The organism is Marinitoga piezophila KA3, from assembly GCF_000255135.1.
GTDB classification, from domain to species: Bacteria; Thermotogota; Thermotogae; order Petrotogales; family Petrotogaceae; genus Marinitoga; species Marinitoga piezophila.
Genome location: NC_016751.1, coordinates 2,159,597 through 2,184,713, shown reverse-complemented (window position 1 = coordinate 2,184,713; position 25,117 = coordinate 2,159,597). Strand labels below are relative to the sequence as shown.

Sequence of the window (25,117 nt, the reverse complement as noted above, 5' to 3'; positions counted from 1 at the left end):
TTTCAGCTCCTTGAAACTTCAATTGCCGTTGTGGGAAATAATGGTATTTTCATACTTAAGTTTTCAGTTAATTTTTCCCTTATTGCGTCAGGAGATAAAAAAATATTACTATAATATTTACCGTTACAGGTAATAAAATATTTTGCTCGTTTTAGAACAACACCTATTTTTTTCAAATCATCAAAGGTTATAGGTGAATATTTTCTTGCTTTAATTATAGTCAATGCTGATTTTATTCCTATCCCAGGCACTCTGATTAATTCATCATAAGATGCTCTATTAATTTCTATAGGGAAAAAATGAAAATTTCTTAATGCCCATGACGTTTTGGGATCAAGCTTTTCATCTAAAAATGGATTTTTCTCATTAAGAATTTCAGAAGCTGAAAACTTATAAAATCTCAATAACCAATCTGCCTGATATAATCTATGTTCTCTTTTCAATGGTGGTTTTATATTTATAGGAAGACGCTTATCTTTATTAACAGGTATAAATGCTGAATAATATACTCTTTTCATATTGAATTTTTTATACATACCTTCTGCCAATCTCAAAATTTGATAGTCGCTTTCAGGTGATGCTCCAACAATTAACTGTGTACTATGGCCGGCTGGAACAAATAGAGGAGTTTTTTTATATTTCTTTCTATCTTCAACATTAGCCAGAATATTTGTTCCCAAAAATTTCATGGGTTTAATTATATTTTCTTTTTTCTTTTGTGGGGCCAATAGTTTTAAACTTTTTTCACTTGGCAACTCAATATTAACGCTTAACCTATCCGCATAAAAACCTGCTTCACGTATAAGTTTCAAATCTGCTCCTGGAATAGCCTTCAAATGGATGTAACCATTAAAATTTTCTTCTTTTCTGAGCTTTTTTACTACTTTCAACATTTGCTCCATAGTATAATCAGGACTTTTTATTATTGCGGAACTTAAAAATAAACCTTCTATGTAATTTCTTCTATAAAAATTCATTGTTAACTGAACAACCTCATCAACAGTAAATGTTGCCCTTTTTACATCATTACTTGCTCTATTTATACAATAAGCACAATCGTAAATACAGGCATTTGAGAATAAAATCTTCAAAAGTGAGATGCATCTTCCATCTGATGTCCAGCTATGACATACACCACTGGTTACGGCATTTCCTATACCTTTTTTTTCATTATTTCTATCAGAACCGCTTGAAGCACATGAAACATCATATTTAGCTGATGAAGATAATATCCTCAATTTTTCATTTATATCCATATCATCACCCTATAATATAAACTTGTTTATAATCTTACTACATATAGTATACTACAAAATAGTTGCTGTGTCAAGTTTTTAATTAAAAATAAAAAGGCCCCTCTCGGGACCTTTGATATAAATTATTTTCTACCGCCTCTATAACCATTTCCTGGTTGAGCATTTTCTGAACCGTTTAAAATATCGCTAAGTTCATCTGGTGAAATATATTGTGCTGAATATGTTTCATTATATCTTTCTAATAACCCCACAAATGCTCTCATATGATTTTCAGAACCGAATTTAAGATTTTCATATACCACTTTTATATCTTCATTATCTGTTTCTTTTATTAACTCTTCAAGATCATATATATCTAAGTCTTCTATTGTTGCTCCAACTTTTAAGGCATCTATGATTGAAGTTTTTCCCTGTTCAACAAGTTGATCATATAATTTTTTTAATTCTTCATTTTTAAAAACACCGACTGTATAATCTGTAATTGGATCTTCAATATCATATTTATCTAAAATAGTTTTTACTGCATTCATATGTGTTTGTTCTGATTGAGCAATGTTATAAAACGTTTGAACTCCCCAGATATCATATAATGTTAAATAAACATCTCTTGCTAATTTTTCCTCTTCTCTCATTTGTAATAAACCATCAATTTCACTTGCTGATAATTCTTGAACTGGTAATGCTTCAACAGCTGCTGCTGGATTATTAAAAAAGCCTCCTGCAAATGACATTATTACTAATATTAAAATCATACTTCCTAATAACAAACCTTTTTTCATAATACCGCCTCCTTATTCCTCGATTAATTTTCTTTTTCTTAAAAATTCTTCTTCACTAATTTCGCCTCTCGCAAATTGTTCTTTTAAAATTTCAAGAGCCTTGTTTTTCTGAGTTCCACCTGAAACATAATAAGCATCTCTATAATTATCTTTTCTGGTTAACCCTTTTATTAATAAATAAATGACTGCAAAAATTACAACTCCTACCAGAATCATTTCTATCCAACCATACCATCCATAACCTAATCCAAAAAATCCTGTATGATAACCTGGATAATACCCTCTCATTTTATCAACCTCCTCTTAAAATTTGTTATTTCATCTTCGACATCTTTATAATACTCTATAAACCTTAGAGGAGACTTAGAAAAAACTTAAAGTTACCTTAGAAAAACTTGATTTTCTTTCTTATTTGTGATATTATAAACAATAGACTAATCAAATAAACAAAAGTTTAGGTGATAGAATGACAAATAGAGAAAAGGAAATTTTAGAACTAATAAAAGAAAATCCTTTCATAACCCAGGACGAATTGGCTAAGCAACTAAATATAGCCCGTTCTTCTGTTGCTGTACATATTGCCAATTTAATAAAAAAAGGATATATTTTAGGTAGAGGATATATAATAAATAAACTTGATTATGTAACGGTAATAGGCGGAGCAAATATTGATATCAACGGATTTCCAAATAAAAAACTAAAATTAAAAGATTCAAACCCCGGTAAATTAAAAATCTCACCTGGTGGTGTAGGAAGAAATATCGCAGAAAATCTTTCAAGATTAAATATAAACACTAAATTACTAACAGCTATTGGAAATGACATATATGGCAAAAAAATTATTGAACATTCTAAAAATATAGGAATTGACATTAGTGACTCATTAATACTAAGTGACTTCTCAACATCAACTTATCTTGCTATACTCGATGAAAAAGGAGATATGGCTGTTGGATTATCCGATATGGAGATATGCGAAAAAATAGATATAAATTATATTAAATCCAAAAAAAATATTATTGAAAAGTCTAAAGCTGTTATACTCGATACTAATTTACCTCAAAAAACAATAGAATATATTACAAAAAACATTAACAACACATTTATTGTAGATACAGTTTCTACCGCAAAAACCGTTAAAATATTAAATATACTCAATTATGTCCATTCCATCAAACCTAATATATATGAAGCTGAAATACTTTCTGGCATAAAAATCGAAAACAAAAAAGATGCTGAAAAAGCTGTTAGAAATATTATTAATAAAGGAGTTAAAAGAGTATTTTTAACAATGGGAAAAGATGGAATTTTATGTGCTGACAAAAATAAAACGATATATATAAAAACACCGAAAATTAAAGTAATAAATGCAACTGGTGCCGGAGACGCATTTACAGCAGGAATAGTATTAGGATATTTAAACAACTATTCTTTAGAAAAAACAGCGAAAATTTCCATAGCTGCCTCGGCAATTACATTAGAGTCAGAAGGGGCAAATTCAGAACAATTATCAAAAGAAAACATAGAAAATAAATTAAAGGAGATGAAACTATGATTGAAAAATACCTTGAAATTTCACCAGAAGTAAAAAAAGCTTTAGAAGAAGGAAAACCTGTTGTAGCTCTTGAATCAACAATAATATCCCACGGAATGCCATATCCACAAAATGTTGAAACAGCTTTAAACGTTGAAAAAGTAGTTAGAGACAATGGAGCAATCCCTGCCACTATAGCTATTATTAATGGAAAACTAAAAGCTGGATTATCCGAAGAAGAAATTGAATATTTAGGTAAAAAAGGATATTCAGTAATGAAAGTAAGTAGAAGAGATATTCCATATGTAATTTCCAAAAAAATAGATGGAGCAACAACTGTAGCTGGAACAATGATTATCGCCGAAATGGCTGGAATAAAAGTTTTTGCAACCGGTGGAATCGGAGGAGTTCATAGAAACGCCCAGGAAACCTTTGATATTTCTGCAGACCTTCAGGAATTAGCAAACACAAATGTTGCAGTGGTTTGTGCCGGTGCCAAATCCATACTCGATCTTGGATTAACTTTAGAATATCTTGAAACTTTTGGCGTTCCAGTTATTGGATACCAAACTGAAGAATTACCAGCATTTTATACACGAAAAAGCGGTTTTAATGTCAATTTCAGATTAGACACACCAGAAGAAATTGCAGAATTTTTAAAAGCAAAATGGGCATTAAACTTAAAAGGTGGAGCTGTTATTGCTAATCCTATCCCTGAAGAATATCAAATGGATTATGACACCATAACCAAAGCTATCGAAGATGCTTTAAAAGAAGCAGAAAAACTTGGAATAAAAGGTAAAGAAACTACGCCGTTTCTATTGGCAAAAATAAAAGAAATAACAGGCGGCGAAAGTTTAAAATCAAATATTCAACTTGTATACAATAATGCAAAACTTGCTGCATTAATTGCTAAATCATTATAAATTACCTTATTATATAAATTTTAAAAATAAAAGTGCTTAATTCCTTCTAAATTTTGGAATTAAGCACTTTTTTTATAAATAAATTCAAGTCCATCTTTAAATTTATTAATTAAATTAAATATTTTTAATAAAAATCTTGATTTTATTATAAAAATATGATATACTATTTTATGATTTCTAAAATATGTTTTAGTTTTTTGAAAGGAAGGGATTAAAATGAACGAATCTGAAAAAAGAAATTTTATTCTTTTTGTTGTTGGAAGAATGGTTTCTTTAATAGGAAGTGGTATTCAAATGGTTGCAATGCCGTTATTTATATTAGATTTAACCGGTTCAGGTACAAAAATGGGATTATTTGCAACTATAAATATGGTTCCCGCTCTTATCTTGGCACCTTTTGCTGGAGTAATAGGAGATAGATTCAATAGAAAAAAGATTATGGTACTTATGGATTATTTAAGAGGTTTTATAATTTTATCCCTTGCATATTTGACATATATAAACAAATTGAATTTATTTGTATTATTTTCATTTCAGGTTGTTATTTCTTTACTTGATAGTTTTTTCGGTGCAGCAACCAGCGCTATGATTCCTGATCTTGTCCCCGAAAAAGATTTAATGAAAGCAAATTCAATCACCGAGAGCATTAGTAGCGCTTCAATGATAATAGGTCCTGTATTAGGCGGAGTTATTTATGGATTCTGGGGAATGCAATGGATTTTTATATTAAATGGTATTTCCTTTATCCTTTCAGCCATTAGCGAAATGTTCATCCGATATGAAAAAACAAGCAAATTAAAATCTCACGTAAATGCTAAAATTATTTTAAATGATCTAAAAGAATCCATTCTTTTTATTTTTAATAATGACATTTTAAGAAATCTCATTTTATTGGCAATATCTTTAAATTTTTTATTCAACCCACTTTTTGTTGTTCTTCTTCCATATACATTTAGAGAAATTATTGGTTTTTCTGCACAACAATATGGCTTACTAGAAACATCATGGACTGTTGGAATTTTAGTAGGAAATATCTTTTTAGCTATTTTCTTTTCAAAAAGAAATCCTCAAAAATTATTTAAAAATGGCTTTTATGGTATGATTGTTCTAAATTTTTTAATAGCAATAATGGTATTTCCTGACATATTAGCATATTTTGGTAATATCTGGACAATTTTTATTATAGTTAGTATAATCTTAATCATGATGGGAATTACAAATGCATTTGTCAACACACCTATAAGCGTTTATTTCCAACAAATAATCCCAAACGAAAACAGATCAAAAATTTTCTCTGCACTTGGCGTAATCTTTCAAGCAGCAACACCAGTTGGAATGTTAATTCTTGGCATTTTAATAGATCACGTGGCAGTTCATTGGTTATTTTTAGCAATTGGTATCCTATTGTTTATAGATATATTCTTATTCTCTGGAAAAATTAGTCAAATATCCTTTGTATTACCAGAAGAAGAGTAGCACTCTTCTTCTTTTTTTATAAAGATATTGAAATATATCTGTTATTTTTTTCTCATATAAAATAGTTATAATATACGTGAAATATATATCAAATATATATAGGAGGCGATACAATGAAAATTGTAATTCCAGTATTAGAAGACAATGGGAAATCTTCCCCTATAAGCGAACATTTTGGACACGCACCATATTTTGCTTTTATTACATTAAACGACAATTCTTATGAAGTTGAAGTAATAAAAAATCCTCTTGAAGAACACGGACCTGGAGATATTCCAAATTATCTTAACGACAAAGGAGTTAATATGCTTGTAGTAAGAGGTATAGGCGGAAGAGCAATAGCATTTTTTGAGCAGTTTGGAATTCAGGTAATTAGAGGTGCTGATGGAACCGTCGAAGAAATCATCGAAGCTTTAAAAGAACATAAGCTTATAGATAGAGAATATGAAGTAAAAGAAAAATTCCATAATCATTAATAACACCAGGGATAATCCCTGGTGTTTTATTCTAATATCCATTTAAATACTTCATCTTTAGAAATTGTAGCCAGTGCAATATAGTTATCAGCTGCGCCATAATAAATATAATATTCATCCTTATACTCAACTATTGCATCAGAAAACACAACAGTTGGAACGCCACCAAACTTTTCCCATGTTTCTTCAGGTTCAAGAATTGGTTTTTCAGAACGTTTTAATACTTTCGTTGGATCATCAAGATCAAGCAACATAAATCCTAATCTATATATATTTCTCGAAGCCTCCTCAACCCCATGATATAACATTAACCAACCATATTTAGTTTTAATTGGTGGCCCTCCAAGACCTATTTTTAAATTATCCCAATACCCTTCCCGAGGACTGGCTATTTTTACATAATTTCCCCAATGAATTAAATCGTCAGAATACGCAAACCATATATCAGGTTCTAATCTATGAATCATAATATACTTTCCATTAACCTTTTCAGGAAATATACCTGCATCTTTGTTTGGACTTTCAGGCAAAACAATTCCATATCTTTCCCATATAAAAAAGTTCTTTGTAGAAGCCAAAGCAACACTAATATTATCAGGGGAATATGCAGTATAACACATATAATACTTTCCATTAATAAAGGTTAATCGAGGATCCTCTACACCATATAATTCATTTAATTCCTGGGGCTCAAATACAGGTTTTTCCATTCTATTAAAATGCACACCATCAACACTCACAGCATATCCAAGTCTTGAGACCATATCTTCTCCTTGAGCTCTATATAACATATGGAATAATTCCCCGTCATAAACCACAGCAGGATTAAAAACAAATCTCGATTCCCACAAATGATCGGGATTTGGGCCAAACAAAGGATTTAATGGATGTCTTTTAAGTTTTAGTTCCAATATAAACACCTCACTTTAGTGTAATTGATATACCCTGTAAGAAATATTTTCTAAACAACAGGAACAAAATTACCATTGGTATAGTTTGAATAACTGCACCTGCTAATATCGGACCAATATACGCACCATATTCATGGTTAAAGCTTGCCAGAAGCACTGATAAAGGCATTTTATTATAATCTTTCATAACAATTAAAGGCCACATAAAGTTATCCCAAATTCCAATAAACGTAAATAAAGAAACTATTGAAATTGCGGATTTATTTAACGGGATCATTATTTTAAAGATAATCCATAAATCTGAAGCTCCATCCATCTTTGCAGCCTCAATATAATCACTGGGAGTACTCCTATAGCTTTGTGTAATCATAAATATTCCCCATCCACTCATTAAACTTGGAAGTATTATAGCCGAATATGTGTTTAATAATCCCAAATTTCTAATAAGTATATAAAGCGGAATTGTAAACATAAATCCCGGAAAAACCATTTGAAAAATAAGAAAGTTAAATATTTTCTCTCTTCCCTTAAATTCTAATTTTGCAAGCGCATAAGATATTATAGATGAAGTTAATATAACCGAAAGGGTTACGGTAACAGATATAAAGACGCTATTTAAAAAAGCTCTTATAAATGGGCGTTGCATTTTTTCAGCACTTTCTAAAATAAATTTAAAATGTTCCAATGTAAAATGCGTTGGCCAAAACCTTGTATATATTTCAGATGATGGTTTTAACGAAGACATTAATAACCATATATAGGGATATAACCATAAAACAGCCAGACTAAACATTATAATATGAAAAAATATATTTATAATCTTTTTCATACAATACTCACTTCTCTTTCAAATAATCTTCTTGTTATCCAAATTATGCTAAAACTGAGTATTGCAGTAAATATAGACATTGTTGCTGCATATGTTGGATCCAATTTTTGAAATGCTGATGTATACATTACCATCATCGGCATAAGAGTGCTTCTCATTGGTCCTCCACCAGTAATCATATAAGGTTCTGTAAAAATACCAAAGGAAAGAGAAATGGCAAATACTAAAACCATAATTATTGATGGATTTAATAGAGGCAATGTTATTTTAAAAAACTTTACTAATTTATTAGCACCATCAAGTTCAGCAGCTTCATATATACTCTTTGGAATACTAATTATCCCCGCATATAATATTAAACCATAATAACCTATAAACTTCCATACAACAATTATTGATATTGAAAACATAGCCAATTGAGGGTTAGTAAACCATGGAATTGTAGTATGAAAATATTTATAAATCATCTGGTTTAACGGGCCATTTTCGGCAAATAATTTAGAAAACATTATTGAATATGCTACTCCTGAAGATACATTTGCAACAAGGAACGATAAAGCAACAAATGTCCTTCCATATTTTAATTTACTTAATGCTAATGCGAATAACATAGAAAAAACCAGAACAATAGGAATATAATACATTAAAAAATTCAAAACATTAAAAAATGATTTCCAGAATATTGGATCATACAACACTCTTATGAAATTTCTTAATCCGGCAAATCTTGGCGAACCAACATATCGCCATCTTGAAAACGCAAGAATAAGAAGCCATACAAATGGATATCCCCAAAATATAGCAGCATATATCAAGTATGTTGAGGATATAAGAAGCCCTTTTCGGGCTTCTCTTTTTTTGATTTTTGATGCCATAAAATCACCATATAATTCTATTTATTTTCTTTACAGAATTCTTTATAGCTGTTTCTGCAGATGCTTTACCATACATCAAAGGTTCTATCAAGCTAACAGTCATTTCATCCTGAACATCCACAGTTTTTGAAATTAATGCAGGTGGTACAGCATAGCCAACATATTCAGCATATTTAGCAGCTAATCTATTTTTAGCAAAGAAATCTTTAAATAAAGAATTTGTAAGCAAATCCGCTCTAGCCGGTGGCATTTTTGTCATTTCTAACCATAATTTATCGTTCTCAGGATTTGAAAATACCCATTTTACAAATTCCCATGCTTCCTTTTGATGTTTTGAACTTTTAAATATAACAAGCCCTTTTGTATCAGCAAATGTATAAATAGGCTTATCTTTTGGGTAATTATCAGGAACTATTGGTGGTGTAATAACAATATTTTTTATAACATCTGGAAATTGTTTTTCAGCATATGGTATTTCCCATGGACCTTTCAAGCTTCCTAATATCGCTCCGTGGTATAAAGGTGCATTCCCTAAATCTACAGCTGTCCAACCATTCTTAAACATTGTCTCAAAGAATTTTGCTACAGCTAATCCTGCATCATTGTTATAAACAGCTCTATATTTTTTCAAGTCGATATAAGGCTTTCCTTCACTTGCAGCATAATAATATGTAATATAATCAAACCATCTATCCCACCAGTTTCTTCCTGCAACAACACGCATTGTATATTGTTTTTTAGGAATTACAAATTTTTTTGATAATTCATAAACCTCAGAATATGTTCTTGGAGGTTTTGACCAACCATATTTTTCTAATAAATCAGCTCTCCACCATATTAAAATTGGATTTGAATATATTGGAAAAACATACGTTTTCCCCATGAAATTCCAACCTTTTATGATTTCTTCCATTTTACGCTTAGCAATTAAATCATTAAATCCTGGAAGCTTATTTAATTCCACAAGCTGATCTAATTCAATCAATTGAGCTGCAAAACCCGAAAAGATATTTGTACATATATCCGGTGTTCTTCCAGAAGCTATTGCACTTAAAATAGCTTCTTCAGAGCTTCCTGCAGCCGGAATTGTAGTCCATTCAATATCGATCTCAGGATGAAGCTTTTCATATTCTGCAACTAATTTTTTCCAATAGGCCTCTTGATTTGGATTTGGTGCTGTCCAAAATACTAATTTGGTTTTACCAAAACTCATGATAAAAATAAAAATAAACAAAAATACCATTAATTTCTTCATTATTTCGCCCCCTTTGTTGTTTCTCTCTCTATAAACTCCGTAAATAACGAAGTAACATATGGATGCAAATTTTTACCGTTAACAAGTTCTATAATTCTCTCTATGGCAACATTTCCCATTTCGTATTTAAATACTTTTACAGTTGAAAGTGCTGGTTCAATGGATGAAGAAAAAACAATATCATCAAAACCTATTATTTGTATTTCATCTGGAACTTTTATTTTTTTCTTCTTCAAAATATTTAAAACCATAACAGCAATAGGGTCGTTGGAAGTAAAAATAACTTCTGGATTTTTAGATAAAACAAGATCAATTATGTAATTTACGGATTCCTGAGTTTCTGAAACTTCATATGTAATAGGTAATAAATTATTATTTTTCATAGCTAATTCATAGCCTTCATATCGTCTTCTAAAACCATAGAATTCTAACGAACCATGAATATGAATAATTTTTTTGAAATTTCTTTTTATCATTTTATCTATTACATAGTACGCTCCATCAAAACCGTTAGAAATAATAGCATTTATTTTTTTACCAACGATATAATTATCCACTAAAACTTTAGGAATATCCAAATTAAGTATTTTTTCAGGAATTTCATCGGAGCCTATAATTAATATACCGTCACACCACTTTTCCTGAGGTAAAAATTCCTCAAAAGTCATAATTCTTAATTGTGATTTATTTTCTTTTGCTCCATCACAAATTCCTTTTAATACGGTTGAATAAAAATCCATTTCTCCAAATTCATTCTTTCTTTTTTCCAAAATTTGTTTTATTCTTTGACTGATTAAAACACCTATTTTAAATCCATACTTTGTTTTTGCAAGATGTTTTGCCTGACTTGACGGTTTATAATTTAGTTCTTCAACTGCTTTCAGTACTCTCAATCTTGTTTTTTCAGAAAATTTACCCTTATTATTTAATACTCGTGACACTGTTGCTATAGAAGTTCCTGCAAGTCTAGCTACATCTTCAATATTAGCCATACCATCACCTCTCGAGTAAGCGCTTAACCTATTCAAATAATAACATATTTTTCAAAAAATCTAAAAAGTTAAAAAAGTATATTTACACACTGTTATCTATAAATATTTTAAATTGTTTTACTATTTCTTGTATTTTTATATATTTCATTTAAATATCTTTTATACCATTTCAAGCTAAATTTTATAAAAACCTCTATATTAGCGTATAATCTAAATTCAATACATTATAGACAATTAATAATAGGTTAATATTTATATCAATCAATCGATTTTTAAACCTAATAAAAAATAATCATCTTATTTCTTTCTTAATAATGCAAAAACTCCTTTTTTGCATTTTGAAAGAATCATTATTATATTATATAATTGTTTTGAGTAAGCGCTTAACCTATAAAATAAAAAGGGGGGAATTTCTGTGAAAAAATGGTTTTTAATTAGTTTAGTAATGCTATTGGCTTTTTCTTTATTTGCAGCTGAAAAAACAATCAAGATTGAAACAACACAAATGACATGGGTAGATGTTCCATATTCCATATCATTTTCAAAAATTTTAGACATAATAGGTGATGATTTTGAAGCAAATTGGTATTCTATAAGAGTTATAGATGAAAATGGAAATAATATACCTTACCAAATAGAAGATATGGATAATAATAAAAGAATATCATCAAAAGATATATTGTTATTCACTTTTAAAAAATGTGCCAAAATAGTTATTTCAGATGATTCTAATATGGATTTATTAACTTTCAAACCATACTTCAAGCTTACTAAAAATAATGACGAATATCTTATTACATCAAAAGATTTCGATGTAACTGTAAACAAATACGGTCTTGTAAACTTTGTAAGGTACAAAGATATAAAAGGAAATCTTTATAATGAAATTGGTATTGCAAGAATTGCTGGATGGTCTGGAAGTACATATTATGTAAATGGAAAATTGGGAAAACATGTAGAAATGACATCAAATGGTTTAAGTATCGAAAACGTTCGTGTATTGGAACCTGGACCAGTAGGTGTAACAATTATAGCTGACTTATATTCAAGACTATTACCAGGTTTAAATCAACACATTGTAACTCATATATTTAAAACTGGAGATGTTTTAGTAAAAAATACTTTCACATTTACAAATTATGTTGATATTATGAAATTACAAGTAATGGCAACTGCTCCTATTACAAGTATAGACGATAATGCCTTACATATTTTACCTATGTTCAGAAGAATGGTATGGGCTGAACAATTAAATGAAACACCACTTGATTATTGGATGGAAAGGAATGCTGTTAAATATGTTGACGGAAAACCATATATAGAATTTTCTGCAATTGATTCAATGAAACCACTATGGTGGGGTGCAACATATGCATTTGTTTCACAGGAAAATTGGAGAGCTAATTTCTCACCAAAATACGGTATTGGTGCAGCAGAAATATTGCCTGAAAAACCTGTTTTATATTCTGATTTAAAAGATTTTGTATTCCATGATTTCTGGTTCTATGAGAGTAGAGAATTTAGAGATGGTATTTTTAGATGGTTACCAGGAGAAATGGATAATTATGAAGCAACAAAAGGAATATTCCCGCCATATTCAGAGGAAAATGTTGGAAAATATTGGATGGCAAGATTCAAAGCTGGTGATGTTGTAAAATATACACGATATTATTCTATTTTCCAATCAAGGGATACTGAAGAAGCTATTAATTATCTTGAAAAAAGAGCTAAAGAAATTCAAAGCATCTCAATTTCTGAATAATAATTTAAAATATTTGGGCACGTAAGTGTGCCCATTTTTTTGGAGGTGAATATGAAAAAATCCTTTATTTTACTATTACTAATATCTTCAATAACTGTATTTCCTATTGATATAAACTTATCACATTTAGAATTTCTTAGAGATACCTTTAATATAAATAAAAAAGAAGTTGTTGGATATTGGATTTATGCAGATAAAATTGGAAATAAATATATAAGAAAGTCAGCAAAAGAAGAAGGCGTAACCTGTGTTGATGATGTTGCAAGAGTAGCTGTACTGTATACAGAATTATATAAATTAGAGAAAAAAGAGCTCTATTATGAAAGAGCTAAAGAAGCTTTAGATTTTGTTATATCGATGCAGGATACAGATGGAGACTTTTATAATTTTATATTTGAAAATGGAAAGATTAACAAAATAGGAATTACAAGCAGAAAATCGGCTGGTTGGTGGGCTTCAAGAGCTTTTTGGGCGTTAAGCAATGCTATTAATACTTTTCCCGATGAGTCATTTAATAAAAAAATAATTGAAAGCTCAAAAAAAGCACGAAAAGTATTAATAAAAAATTTGGATAATGAGTATTTACTCAATAAAAGTACAGATCTAACCTCAATATTCTTATTAGGATTAACTAAATATTATAATTTTTCCAAAAGTTCTGAAGATATTGATTATATTACTAAAATCGCTAATTCAATTTTAAATTATCAGATAAAAGATGGTCCTTTTAAAGGTGCTTTTAATGAATCCCAAAACAAAAATAAATTTATATGGCATTCATGGGGTTCAAGACAAGGTGAAGCATTATTAGAAGTTTATAATATCACTAAAGACAAAAAATATTTGGAGTCTGTAAAAAAACTTGTTGATTTTTATGATATGTTACTTTCTATTGGTCCAGTATACGAAATAAATGATTATATAAAAAAATATCCTTATCTTTCATATGGTGTAGAAGTAATTGTATCAACGCTTTCCAAGTTGTATTTACTTACACAAAAGGATATATATGCAATAAAAGCATTTTTATTTGGTTCATTTTATAATGGAAATAATCATCTTAACTTTCCTATGTATGGAAAAAACGGCGAAGGTTATGATGGTATGCATTCGGTATATGTAAATCAAAATGCTGGTGCTGAATCAACTGTTTCAGCATTATTAGCATTAACCAATTTAAATAAATTACCACTTAGATTTCAAATCTATTATAATTCAAAGTTATTGGATAAAGGAAATAGAGCATTACTATTAGAAGCAGAAAAAATGGATACAGGAATTTACTATTATGAATTAGATAATAGAGGAAATATTCAAATAAAAACAAACGAAAAAATATCATTAAAAACACAAATCGATATCGAAGGAAAATATTATATTTATTTAATAGGAAATATACCTCCAGAAACCAAAATAAAAATTTATTCTGGAAATTCTAAAGTTTCAACTTCTCAACAATTTATATTAGCAAATTTATCAAAAGGAAAATTAACTATATCTCTTATTCCTGAAGATGATTACCTATATCTTGATCAAATACTTATTATTCCTGAAAACTATTCATTTCTTTTTTCAATCAATAATAATTTCTATAAAATATCAAATGATGAAATTTATAAAATCAAGAATAATAAACCTATTAATAATGAAAAAAAATATATGCAAAGCGCTGAAATTGCAATACTTGAAAAAGGAAACATAAAAATATTAGAGCTTAATAAAATATTTAATAATAACGGAATAGTTAAATTTTCAGAAAGAAAAGAAGGAAACTTCGATAATCCAGATGGTATATTTGGTGCAAAATATCCTGCTGAAGAAATAGGAAAAGTTTTAAAAAATGGGTATTTGGAATATGAAGATATTTTATTTAAAATTAATATTGATGGAAAAGATAATATCATTTGTTCAGGACAAGAACTAAAATTTGAAAACTTAAAAGGAAACAAAATCTATATATTAGGTTCATCAGAACATGGAAGCTATATTGGAAAAATTGTTATTGAATACAATGATGGTACTACTCAAATAGAAGAATTAAAATTTTCTGATTGGTGTCAACAACCTGTATTTAATGAAAAAATAGTAGTTGATACAATATACAGATATAATAGCCTTGGCATCAAGGAAAATATAAATCCTAAAATATTTTTAAATATATTTACTTTGAAAAATAAAGAAATAAAAAGTATTTATTTACCTAAGATTCCTACAATGCATATTTTTGCTATCACAATAAAATAATTATATTACAAATAAATTTAATACATAAACTATAAGAACAGTGGTTATAACAACCACAATAGAATTAAACCTAAAAAATGACAATATTACTGCAGCAAAAAAACCTATAATTCCTGTAATAACATTACCTGTTGAATAAAAAATATCCGGTATAATCAACATTCCGAGAATAGTATAAGGAATATACTTGAAAAACTTTTTTAACTTTTTATTCTTTCCTAATGTATCCGAAAATATAAATGGCAATATTCTTGGAATCATTGTAACCAGACTCATTACCAATATAATAATTACATATCTACTCATCTTCATCACCTTCTAAAATTGAAAAAACAAAAGAAACTAAAATTGATGTAATTATAATAGAATAGTATTTTGGTATAAAACTTTTTAAAAATATATAAATTATTATTGAAGATAATACACTTAAAGATGGAAGTAAAGACTTTTTCAAATTTGGAATTAATATACTTACAAACATTGCATATAAAGCTATACCAAGACTGTTTTGAAGATCAGTTGAAAATAAAGAATAAAACTCTGTCCCAATGATAGTTCCAATAATCCATCCAAAATAAGATATAAGAATAACACCAGATAAGTATTCAAAAGAAATTCTTTTAGGATTGTTAAAATATGAAACAGAAAAGGTTTCATCGGTGATGCCAAGGGATAATAAGATATTCTTTTTATCCTTTGGCATTTTTGTTGCAATAGTCGATGACATTAATATATGTCTTAAATTAAGAAAAAAAGTAGTTAGTCCTATTTCCAAAATAGAGGCATTTTTTATCATATCAATAGCCACAAATTGGCTTGCTCCCGCAAAAACAAAAATAGACATTAACCATCCAACATAGGATGGTATTTCATTTGATTTTACCAACAATCCAAAAGTAACAGCTATAGTAAAATAACCAAGACAAATTGGTATTCCGTCTTTTATTCCTCTATAAAATTCTTTCATAGTATCTCTCCAATTTTTTATAATTATAACATAAAATTATTCTGATTTTAACGAATTTTCATTAGTAAATATTATGTTAATTTCAAATTAATAAAAATTATGAAAAATTCTTTGATAATTAGATATAACCACATCTATTTTTATTTTATCCGGGTAAATTAACTCAAATACCATTTTGTCAAGAATGTAAAATGTGCTTTAATTAAATCGGTAACGTTACCGATAACGTTACCGAATAAAAATCCGAGGTGGTTTTTATGGGAAAAAGGTATGTAACAATAAAAGATATTGCAAAAGTTGCTAATGTTTCTATAAATACAGTTTCAAGAGCTTTAAATAATAAACCAGATATTAATGAAGAAACAAAAAAGAAGATCTTAAAGATAGCTGATGAATTAGGATATGTAAAAAATGCAACAGCATCATCTTTGAGAAATAGGAAAACAAAAACAATAGGAGTTATTTTCAAAGATATTACAAACCCTTTCTTTGTTGAGGTTTTAAAAGGAATTGAAAAAGCTACTAAAGAAAATGATTACAGTCTTATTTTAATAGATGTTGAAAAAAATTATGAAGTTGAAAAAAAAGCTCTAAAATTAATGTTCGAAAAACGTGTAGATGGAATATTAATTAGTCCTGTTAGAAATCAAAAACAAAAATCTGATAAATTTCAGGCATTGGTAAACCTCAATATTCCATACGTTATAGTTGGTGATCATTTTGAAGGAATGGATGCCGATGAAATATATGCTGATGATTTTAAAGGCGGATATTTGGCTACAAAACATTTAATAGAAAACGGAAAGAAAAAAATTCTTTTTCTGGACGTGTATAATCATAATTTTGTTTCATATTCAAGGTTTTCTGGTTATAAAAAAGCTTTAAAAGAATATAACATAAGATTCAGCAAAAAAATGGTCTATACAATAGAAGAAGATATGATTGCCGCATACGAAAAGATAAATGAATTAATAAAAGAAAAGGTGGATTTTGATGGAATATTCTGTTTTAACGATATTTTAGCTTATGGTGCATTAAAAGCCTTAAGAGAACATAATATTAATGTTCCAGAAAAAGTAGCTGTAGTGGGATATGACGATATTATTTACTCCTCAATTATAGATTTAACGACAATAAAAATACCAAAATTTGAGTTAGGTTTCAAAGCTTTCAATTTATTATTGGAAAAGATTAATAACAAAAGGCATAAACCGGAAAAAATTATATTAGATATTGACTTAATAAAAAGAAAAACCACATAGTGGTTAAATATCAATCCTAAACAGGGGGTGTGAAGGTATGAAGAAGTTTTTAGTAGGTTTCATTGCTGTATTATTATTGGTAAGTAGTGTATTTGCAGCATCTAATGATTTAGAGATTTTTAGTTGGTGGACCGGTGGAGGAGAAGAAGAAGGTTTATTAGCCTTGTTCCACAGATTTAATGAAATATATCCAAACATAAATATCATCAATGCAGCTGTAGCAGGTGGCGCAGGTACTAATGCAAAAGCAGTTTTAAAAACAAGAATGCTCGGTGGTAACCCTCCAGATTCATTCCAGGTACATGCTGGTATGGAATTAACAGATACATATGTAATTCCTGGATTAATGGAACCATTAACACAATATTTAAAAGACTGGGGCGTATATAATAAATTCCCAAAAGATGTTATGAATATTTGTAGCTATCAGGGAGAAGTATATTCTATACCTGTAAATGTTCATAGAGGAAATGTTGTATTCTATAACAAAAAAATATTCAGAAAATTAGGTTTGACAAAAGAACCAACAACATGGTCAGAATTTTTTGCAGCATTAAAAAAGGCTCAAGAAGCAGGATACATTCCTCTTGCCTTAGGAGATAAAAATAAATGGACAACAACACATTTATTTGAAAACATAATGCTTTCAACATTTGGACCTGAAGGATATAAAGGATTATTCACAGGAAAAACATCTTTCGATTCTCCAGAATTAGAAATGTCATTTGTTATCCTTGAAAGATTAATTCCATACTTCAATAGAGACCATTCAGCATTAACATGGCAGGATGCTTCAAGACTTGTATTTGAAGGAAAAGCTTTATTTAACGTAATGGGTGACTGGGCAGAAGGTTATTATAAAACATTAGGTTGGAAACCTGGCGTAGACTTTGGTTGGTTTGCAGTACCAGGTACAGCAGATGCATTTATGTTTATTTCAGATACATTTGGACTACCAAAGAATGCACCACATAGAGAAAATGCTTTAAAATGGTTAAAATTCATCTCAACAAAAGAAGCTCAGGATATCTTCAATCCAATTAAAGGTTCTATCCCTGCAAGAATTGATGCAGATAAATCAAAATATGATGTTTACTTAACATGGTCAATGAATGATTTCTCAAAAGTTGCAGTTGTTCCATCAATTATTCACGGTTCAGCAGCACCAGAAGGATTTGTAACTACATTAAACGATACATTAAACAGATTCCTTGTTAAAAAGAACGTATCTTCTGCTTTAAGAGATATTATGTGGGCTGCAGAAGACCAGGGATATCTCACTGAATAATAGACAAACCCGGCTTCACAGCCGGGTTTTATAAAAAAGAGGTGAAAAGATGAGCATTCAAAAAAGAAAATCGAGGATAGGTTTTTTAATAATTCTTCCATCATTGATTTTAATAGGTATATTTGTATACTATTTTATTTTCTGGACAATAAGGACCTCTTTTTCCAACTGGAATAGCTTCAGCAGTTTATTAAGAGGTGTATATAAATTCGTTGGATTTAGAAATTATCAAAGAATATTTATGGATGCAAGATTCCAGACCGATTTGTGGAATACATTGTTTTTTACAGTATTCTTTATAGCAGGTTCTGTTGGATTAGGCTTATTCTTAGCAAATATGATTGACAAAGGATTAAAAGGATCACGTTTTTTCCAAAATCTCTTTTTATTTCCAATGGCAATTTCATTTGTAGTTACAGGTACTGTATGGAGCTGGATTTTTGCACCTGGAAATATTCCTAATGACCCTCAGGGAATTAATTTGTTATTAAAAAAATTTGGTTTAGAAAATCTTCAATGGATGTGGTACACAAGCACAGAAAGTATAGGTCACTTTAATCTTGCTTTAATAGCAGTTATAATAGCTGCCATATGGCAAATGTCAGGATATATTATGGCAATGTATCTTGCAGGATTAAAAGCTATCCCTGAAGATATTCTCGAAGCTGCAAGAGTTGACGGTGCTGATGAAAGATATATATTCTGGAAGATAAAAATGCCTTTACTAAAACCTATTACTTTAAGTGCCATGATAGTTCTTGGCCATGTTTCATTAAAAATATTTGATTTGATATATGCAATGACTGGAAGCGGACCTAATAATGTTACGGACGTTCCTGCTATATATATGTTTGAACTTACCTTCAGATCAAACAGATATGCAATGGGTTCGGCAATTTCTGTAATAATGTTACTTATGGTTGCAGTAATAATTATACCTTATCTCTACTCTTCCCTGAGAAAGGGGGCTGAATAATATGACATTAAAAAAGATGTGGATATATTCATTGCTTATTCTGATTTCAGCATTTTTTATTTTACCTTTTTATGTAACGATAATTACCAGTTTTAAACCTCTTAGTGAAATTTCAATTGCCACAATGTGGGATTTTCCAAAACATTTTTCACTTGAAGGTTTTAAAGGAGCATTTGAAAAACTTGCTCCAAATATGAAAAATAGCTTTTATTTAACAATTCCTGCAACTATAATCTCAGCATTATTGGGTTCTATAAATGGGTTTGCTTTATCAAAATTAAGATTTAGATTTTCAAATTTAATATTTGCTTTAATATTATTCGGTATGTTTATTCCATATCAAAGTGTTTTATTTCCTTTAATTCAATTTTTTCAAAAAATAGGATTATATGGAACAATTCCGGCTTTAATTATAATTCACGTTATTTACGGTATTCCTATTACAACTTTAATGTTCAAAAATTATTATGAGGAAATTCCTGATGAATTAATTGAGGCTGCGTCGATAGATGGTGCTGGATTTAGAAAGATCTATACACAAATTCTTCTTCCAATATCTATCCCTGGATTTGTAGTTGTGGCAATATGGCAATTTACAAATATATGGAATGAATTTCTATTTGCAGTTACAGTAACAAATAATCCTTCAAAACAACCAATTACCGTTGCTCTTGTAAATCTGGCTGGTAGTCAGGTCGTAGAATGGAATATTCAAATGGCTGGTGCATTAATTGCTGCATTGCCAACATTAATAGTATATATACTCCTCGGAAAATATTTTATTAGAGGTTTATTGGCCGGTTCCGTAAAAGGATGATAGGAGGTCCCTATATGAAAATTTTTAATATGAGTTACGAAAATAATTATTTTGAAATTCAAAAAGATAATTATATGGTTTTATTAAAAATGGAAGAAATTCCTGAAGGATATATTCTCAGAGGAAAAATAAAAGGAAAAATTGACAAAATAAACATCTTTGAGGATATTATAGATGAAAATATTATCGTCAATGATTGGCATAGCTGGGGTGAAACAAAAAGTATAAACATAAAGGATTATCCGGAAATAAATTCAGATTATTTTATTCTTTCTGAAAAAAAATTAATAGGATTTTTATCCTCAAATATTTCTCATAATTACTTTGAGGTAAAAAATACAACTGTCTATGGATACATGAATTTCTTTGAAAAAAAATTAGATGATTATATTGATTTTGACCCTTTAATAATTATTGAAGGAAAAAATCCGGAAGATTTACTTGAAATATATGCTGATTATGTAAAGTTTGAAAATAATATAAAATTGAATAAAAAAAGACCTGTAGGATGGTCTTCATGGTATCAATATTTTGACAAATTAAACTGGGAGGATGTGAAAAAAAATCTTGAATTATCCCAAAAATATGGTTATGAAGTATTTCAAATAGATGATTCATGGCAAAAAGATATTGGCGACTGGGAATCAAAAAATAATTTCCCATCTTTAAAAGAAATGGCAGAAAAAATAAAATCACATAATATGACGCCTGGAATCTGGACCGCGCCATTCAATGTTTCTGAAACATCTCAAATATTTATAAATCACCAGGATTGGCTCATAAAAGATGAAAATGGAAATCCAAAGATAGCTTATAAAAACTGGAATAAAAACATCTATACACTTGATATAACAAATCCTGATGTACAAAAACATCTATATACATTATTTAAAAATATGTATAATGCCGGTTTCGAATACTTCAAAATAGACTTTCTCTATTCAGGTGCAATAGAAGGAAAAAGATTTGATAATAATATAACTCCAATTGAAAGCTACAGAAAAGGACTAGAGATAATAAGATATGCAGTAAAAGATTCTTTCATATTAGGTTGTGGTGCTCCATTATTACCTTCTCTTGGTTATGTAGATGGAATGAGGGTTAGTGAAGATACAGCGCCTATATATACCACAGATGAATCTGTAAAATTAAATGCATATATCGCTTTAAAAAACAGCATTAACAGGTTTTTCATGAATGAAAAATGGTGGTGGAATGATCCAGATTGTTTAATCTTAAGAAAAAAGGATACTCAATTGGATTCAATTGTTCGCCAGATGTATGGTTATGCCACAGGATTATTGAATTATATGATTATACAAAGCGATAATCTCTCTCTGGATATTGAAGAAGATATATACTTTAAAGTATTAGAGCTTCAAGGTGGAATAGTAAAAGTAAAAGGTATTATGGACGGAAATTATATTATAGAGTCAATTCATCCAAAATATGGAAAGATAACACTAAAAATGAACCTTGAAGAAAAAAGATATAATATAACATTTGAAGACAATATTATTTCATTAAACAAGAAAACAATAGTCAATGAGGATAAAAGACTGTTCCATTTTTATACATTAGAAGGTGAAAATAATGCTTGAAAGACGTTATAATCCTATAACAGATGAGTGGGTAATGATATCCTCTTCCAGGCAGAAAAGACCTAACCTTCCAAAAGACAGCTGTCCTATTTGCCCGGGAGTACTGGAATTACCTGAAGAATATGATTTAGTTAGTTTTGAAAATAGATTTCCTGCTTTAAAAAGAGATGCTGAAAGTGTGGAAAACAATAGTGAAATATTAAAAAAAGCGTCTTCACAGGGAATTTGCGAAGTGGTTGTATACACCAAAGAACATAATTCCGAATTATCAAAAATGCCATTAACTCAAATAGAAAAATTAACCTCAATGTGGGCTGATAGAACTTTAGAATTATCTAAATATGAATTCATAAAATACATTTATATATTTGAAAATAAAGGAAAAGAAGTGGGAGCAACATTACCTCATCCTCATGGTCAATTATATGCCTTTCCTTTTTTGCCTCCAAGAATAAAGGTAAAAATAAATGCATTAAAAAAGTGGTATTCCGAAAGGAAAACATGTTCAATATGTGAAATCATAAATGAAGAAAAAAAACTTAACGAAAGAATCATATACGAAAATGAAACAATGATAGCTATAGTCCCATTCTATGCAAGATATCCATATGAAGTCCATTTATATCCCAAAAGGCATATTAGTTCCATATATGAAATGACCGGAAAAGAAAAGAAGGATTTTTCTAAAGCTCTAAAAATCATTACTTCAAAATATAATGGCCTATTTAATATGCCATTTCCATATATGATGATGTTCTTTCAAAAACCCTTTAATCTACCTGAAAATATGCATTATTTCCATTTTCATGTAGAATTTATCTCACCAATGAGAGGACCAAATCTTATAAAATGGATAGCGAGTGTAGAAAGCGGCACCTGGGCTTTTATAAACCCCATTGAACCAGAAAAGGCTGCAGAACAACTGAGAAATATCGAGGTGAATATAAATGATTAAATACAGATCGCCGGGAAGAATTAATATAATTGGAGAACATACTGATTATAATGATGGATACGTATTTCCATTTGCAATAGATAAATACATATATATAAATTTAGAAAAAAGCGAAAAATTTGAATTTTATTCTGAAAGCGAAAATAAAATAATAATTCAGGAAAAACTCGAAAAAACAAATACATGGGCAGATTATATTATAGGTGTAATAAAAGAAATCGAAAAGATTCTTCATATAGGTATACCTCCTTTTAAGATTAACATATCTTCAACGCTTCCAATTGGCGCAGGGCTTTCAAGCTCTGCTGCTTTGGAAGTGGGAATTGCTTATGGAATAAACGACATTCTCAATTTAAATTTATCCCGGGTTGAAATTGCAGAAATTGGTTGGAAAGTTGAAAATGAATTTATTGGTTTAAGGTGTGGAATTATGGATCAATATGCCTGTTCCCTTTCAAAAAAAGACAATGCCATTTTGCTTGATACTTATACAAAACAATTCCAGCATATTCCTCTAAAACTTGGAGAATATAACTTTTTTATCATCAATTCAGGTGTAAAACATGAATTAGGGAATTCCGAATACAACAAAAGAAGGCAGGAATGCGAAGAAGTTTTAAATAAATTAAATAAAAAAACATTTAGAGATGTAAATAAAAATGATCTAGAAAAACTCAACGGAACATTATTTAAACGTGCAAAACACGTCGTTGAAGAAAATGAAAGAGTGTTAAAAACTGTAGAAGCTTTAAAAAACAGCAATATACAAGAGGTGGGGAAATACCTTTTTGAATCACATGAAAGCTTAAAAAATCTATATGAAGTTTCCTGTGAAGAAACGGATTTTATAGTTGATTTTCTAAAAAATAATGTTTTAGGTGCAAGAATGGTTGGAGGAGGATTTGGCGGAAGCATTCTTGTTTTAAGTAAAAAAAATGAATTTTATAATTTAATAGATGAACTAAATAAAAGATACCATGAAAAATTTGGTTTGAATATAGATTATTTTGAAGTTAATTCAGCTAATGGAGTAGAAAAGATAGGTGACTGATGTTGAAATATTTAAATATGGAAGCAATTGAATTGGAAAATGATTTTTTAAAAATTCATATATTGCCAGAATTGGGTGCTAAAATAGCTTCTATATTCTACAAGCCCCAAAACTTCGAGGTTTTATTTCAACCAATAAAGGGGTTTTATGAAAAAACAAAATATGGAGATAATTATGACAAATACGACACCTCAGGCATTGATGAAATGTTTCCAAATATTGATCCCGGAATATATTTAAATGGAAAAGAATTACCGGATCATGGCGAATTATGGTCAATTCCGTGGAAATGTAAAAAAGAGAATAATAAAATTTCCTGTTGCGTAAAAAGTCCTGAATTCAATTATATTTTTTGCAGAGAAATAATACTTTTTAATAATTCAATTAAATTATATTATTCAGTTAAAAATACCGGAAATGATATATTTTATGGTTTTTGGACTTTTCACGGATTACTTGCAATAGATGAAAAAAGTGAAATATTTCTGGAAAATGTGAATCAAGTTCTAAATGTCCATAACAGCAAATTCCTTGGAAAAATTGGAAATATATGTACATATCCAGAATATAATAACTACAAATTAAATAAATTTTTACCGCCATCAAGCCAAAATACAGAAAAGTTTTATATAATAAACAAAATCAATAAAGCAGAGATTACTTTAAACAATAATAAATTAAAATATACAATAGAATTTCCTGACATTCCCTATTTTGGAATCTGGAAAAACGAAGGCGGCTTCAAAAACGAATACAACTGCGCCCTTGAACCTTCAAACGGCTTTTACGATTCATTTGAGATTGCATATAAAAACAAGAAAATTCTAAAAATCCTGCCGAATCAAGTATTAAAATGGGATATAGTTATTAATCTTTCAGAATAAA

The 25,117-nt window shown here is 29.2% G+C and carries 24 protein-coding genes; 14 read left to right on the top strand and 10 right to left on the bottom strand.

Annotated features, from left to right (window positions below; translation table 11 throughout):
- Positions 1-2: 2 nt before the first annotated feature.
- The 3 genes from MARPI_RS10230 to MARPI_RS11340 all read right to left on the bottom strand — a co-directional run bounded on the left by MARPI_RS10230 (position 3) and on the right by MARPI_RS11340 (position 2,323).
- Positions 3-1,256: a putative DNA modification/repair radical SAM protein gene (locus tag MARPI_RS10230; RefSeq protein WP_014297519.1), complete on the bottom strand. Its 1,254-nt coding sequence runs from the start codon at positions 1,254-1,256 to the stop codon at positions 3-5.
- Positions 1,257-1,378: 122 nt separating this feature from the next.
- The gene (locus tag MARPI_RS10225) at positions 1,379-2,035 is read right to left on the bottom strand and encodes a DUF2202 domain-containing protein (RefSeq protein ID WP_014297518.1); all 657 of its coding nucleotides are present in this window, start codon (positions 2,033-2,035) and stop codon (positions 1,379-1,381) included.
- Positions 2,036-2,047: 12 nt separating this feature from the next.
- Positions 2,048-2,323, bottom strand: coding sequence for an SHOCT domain-containing protein (locus MARPI_RS11340; protein ID WP_014297517.1), 276 nt, complete (start codon positions 2,321-2,323; stop codon positions 2,048-2,050).
- A 178-nt stretch (positions 2,324-2,501) separates the two neighbouring features.
- Here MARPI_RS11340 and MARPI_RS10215 point away from each other — a divergent pair, with 178 nt between their 5' ends.
- The 4 genes from MARPI_RS10215 (at position 2,502) to MARPI_RS10200 (ending at position 6,447) form a co-directional block, all read left to right on the top strand.
- Positions 2,502-3,590 carry a PfkB family carbohydrate kinase gene (locus tag MARPI_RS10215; RefSeq protein ID WP_014297516.1) on the top strand — a complete coding sequence of 363 codons (1,089 nt, stop codon included), beginning with the start codon at positions 2,502-2,504 and terminating at the stop codon, positions 3,588-3,590.
- On the top strand, positions 3,587-4,495 hold the full coding sequence (locus MARPI_RS10210) for a pseudouridine-5'-phosphate glycosidase (protein WP_014297515.1): 909 nt from the start codon (positions 3,587-3,589) through the stop codon (positions 4,493-4,495). The genes MARPI_RS10215 and MARPI_RS10210 overlap by 4 nt, the downstream gene beginning before the upstream one ends.
- Positions 4,496-4,711: 216 nt before the next feature.
- A complete protein-coding gene (locus MARPI_RS10205; RefSeq protein WP_014297514.1) occupies positions 4,712-5,971 on the top strand; it encodes an MFS transporter in 1,260 nt (419 codons plus the stop codon).
- Positions 5,972-6,084: 113 nt separating this feature from the next.
- Positions 6,085-6,447 carry a NifB/NifX family molybdenum-iron cluster-binding protein gene (locus MARPI_RS10200; protein WP_014297513.1) on the top strand — a complete coding sequence of 121 codons (363 nt, stop codon included), beginning with the start codon at positions 6,085-6,087 and terminating at the stop codon, positions 6,445-6,447.
- A gap of 26 nt (positions 6,448-6,473) precedes the next feature.
- On the opposite strand, the gene MARPI_RS10195 is transcribed toward MARPI_RS10200, so the two are convergent.
- From MARPI_RS10195 to MARPI_RS10175, 5 genes are read right to left on the bottom strand one after another with little or no spacing between them, the layout of a single operon-like run.
- Positions 6,474-7,358 (bottom strand): glycoside hydrolase family 130 protein, encoded by an 885-nt coding sequence (locus tag MARPI_RS10195; protein ID WP_014297512.1) that lies wholly within the window; start codon positions 7,356-7,358, stop codon positions 6,474-6,476.
- Positions 7,359-7,368: 10 nt separating this feature from the next.
- On the bottom strand, positions 7,369-8,187 hold the full coding sequence (locus MARPI_RS10190) for a carbohydrate ABC transporter permease (protein ID WP_014297511.1): 819 nt from the start codon (positions 8,185-8,187) through the stop codon (positions 7,369-7,371).
- A complete protein-coding gene (locus MARPI_RS10185) occupies positions 8,184-9,062 on the bottom strand; it encodes a carbohydrate ABC transporter permease (RefSeq protein WP_014297510.1) in 879 nt (292 codons plus the stop codon). The genes MARPI_RS10190 and MARPI_RS10185 overlap by 4 nt, the downstream gene beginning before the upstream one ends.
- 4 nt (positions 9,063-9,066) lie before the next feature.
- Positions 9,067-10,317, bottom strand: a complete 1,251-nt coding sequence (locus MARPI_RS10180; protein WP_014297509.1) for an ABC transporter substrate-binding protein — start codon at positions 10,315-10,317, stop codon at positions 9,067-9,069.
- Entirely contained in the window at positions 10,317-11,309 is a 993-nt protein-coding gene (locus MARPI_RS10175; protein WP_014297508.1) for a LacI family DNA-binding transcriptional regulator, read from the bottom strand. Before MARPI_RS10175 ends, MARPI_RS10180 begins: the two co-directional genes overlap by 1 nt.
- A gap of 415 nt (positions 11,310-11,724) precedes the next feature.
- Here MARPI_RS10175 and MARPI_RS10170 point away from each other — a divergent pair, with 415 nt between their 5' ends.
- Positions 11,725-13,071: a hypothetical protein gene (locus MARPI_RS10170; protein ID WP_014297507.1), complete on the top strand. Its 1,347-nt coding sequence runs from the start codon at positions 11,725-11,727 to the stop codon at positions 13,069-13,071.
- A 51-nt stretch (positions 13,072-13,122) separates the two neighbouring features.
- Complete coding sequence (locus tag MARPI_RS10165) at positions 13,123-15,315, top strand: glycoside hydrolase family protein (protein ID WP_014297506.1); 2,193 nt, start codon at positions 13,123-13,125, stop codon at positions 15,313-15,315.
- Here MARPI_RS10165 and MARPI_RS10160 read toward each other — a convergent pair whose 3' ends face one another.
- Both MARPI_RS10160 and MARPI_RS10155 read right to left on the bottom strand, forming a co-directional pair.
- Positions 15,316-15,621, bottom strand: coding sequence for an AzlD domain-containing protein (locus MARPI_RS10160; RefSeq protein WP_014297505.1), 306 nt, complete (start codon positions 15,619-15,621; stop codon positions 15,316-15,318).
- On the bottom strand, positions 15,614-16,282 hold the full coding sequence (locus tag MARPI_RS10155; protein ID WP_014297504.1) for an AzlC family ABC transporter permease: 669 nt from the start codon (positions 16,280-16,282) through the stop codon (positions 15,614-15,616). The genes MARPI_RS10160 and MARPI_RS10155 overlap by 8 nt, the downstream gene beginning before the upstream one ends.
- Positions 16,283-16,539: 257 nt before the next feature.
- Here MARPI_RS10155 and MARPI_RS10150 point away from each other — a divergent pair, with 257 nt between their 5' ends.
- From MARPI_RS10150 to MARPI_RS10115, 8 genes are read left to right on the top strand one after another with little or no spacing between them, the layout of a single operon-like run.
- Positions 16,540-17,544, top strand: coding sequence for a LacI family DNA-binding transcriptional regulator (locus tag MARPI_RS10150; RefSeq protein ID WP_014297503.1), 1,005 nt, complete (start codon positions 16,540-16,542; stop codon positions 17,542-17,544).
- A 37-nt stretch (positions 17,545-17,581) separates the two neighbouring features.
- On the top strand, positions 17,582-18,832 hold the full coding sequence (locus MARPI_RS10145) for an ABC transporter substrate-binding protein (RefSeq protein WP_014297502.1): 1,251 nt from the start codon (positions 17,582-17,584) through the stop codon (positions 18,830-18,832).
- A 49-nt stretch (positions 18,833-18,881) separates the two neighbouring features.
- Positions 18,882-19,808, top strand: coding sequence for a carbohydrate ABC transporter permease (locus MARPI_RS10140; RefSeq protein ID WP_014297501.1), 927 nt, complete (start codon positions 18,882-18,884; stop codon positions 19,806-19,808).
- Position 19,809: 1 nt separating this feature from the next.
- Positions 19,810-20,625: a carbohydrate ABC transporter permease gene (locus MARPI_RS10135; RefSeq protein ID WP_014297500.1), complete on the top strand. Its 816-nt coding sequence runs from the start codon at positions 19,810-19,812 to the stop codon at positions 20,623-20,625.
- Between the two features lie 14 nt (positions 20,626-20,639).
- Positions 20,640-22,226: a glycoside hydrolase family 36 protein gene (locus MARPI_RS10130; protein WP_014297499.1), complete on the top strand. Its 1,587-nt coding sequence runs from the start codon at positions 20,640-20,642 to the stop codon at positions 22,224-22,226.
- Positions 22,219-23,181: a galactose-1-phosphate uridylyltransferase gene (galT, locus tag MARPI_RS10125; RefSeq protein WP_014297498.1), complete on the top strand. Its 963-nt coding sequence runs from the start codon at positions 22,219-22,221 to the stop codon at positions 23,179-23,181. The genes MARPI_RS10130 and galT overlap by 8 nt, the downstream gene beginning before the upstream one ends.
- A complete protein-coding gene (locus MARPI_RS10120; RefSeq protein ID WP_041639164.1) occupies positions 23,177-24,232 on the top strand; it encodes a galactokinase in 1,056 nt (351 codons plus the stop codon). Before galT ends, MARPI_RS10120 begins: the two co-directional genes overlap by 5 nt.
- Complete coding sequence (locus MARPI_RS10115; RefSeq protein WP_014297496.1) at positions 24,232-25,116, top strand: aldose epimerase family protein; 885 nt, start codon at positions 24,232-24,234, stop codon at positions 25,114-25,116. The genes MARPI_RS10120 and MARPI_RS10115 overlap by 1 nt, the downstream gene beginning before the upstream one ends.
- Position 25,117 lies beyond the last annotated feature (1 nt).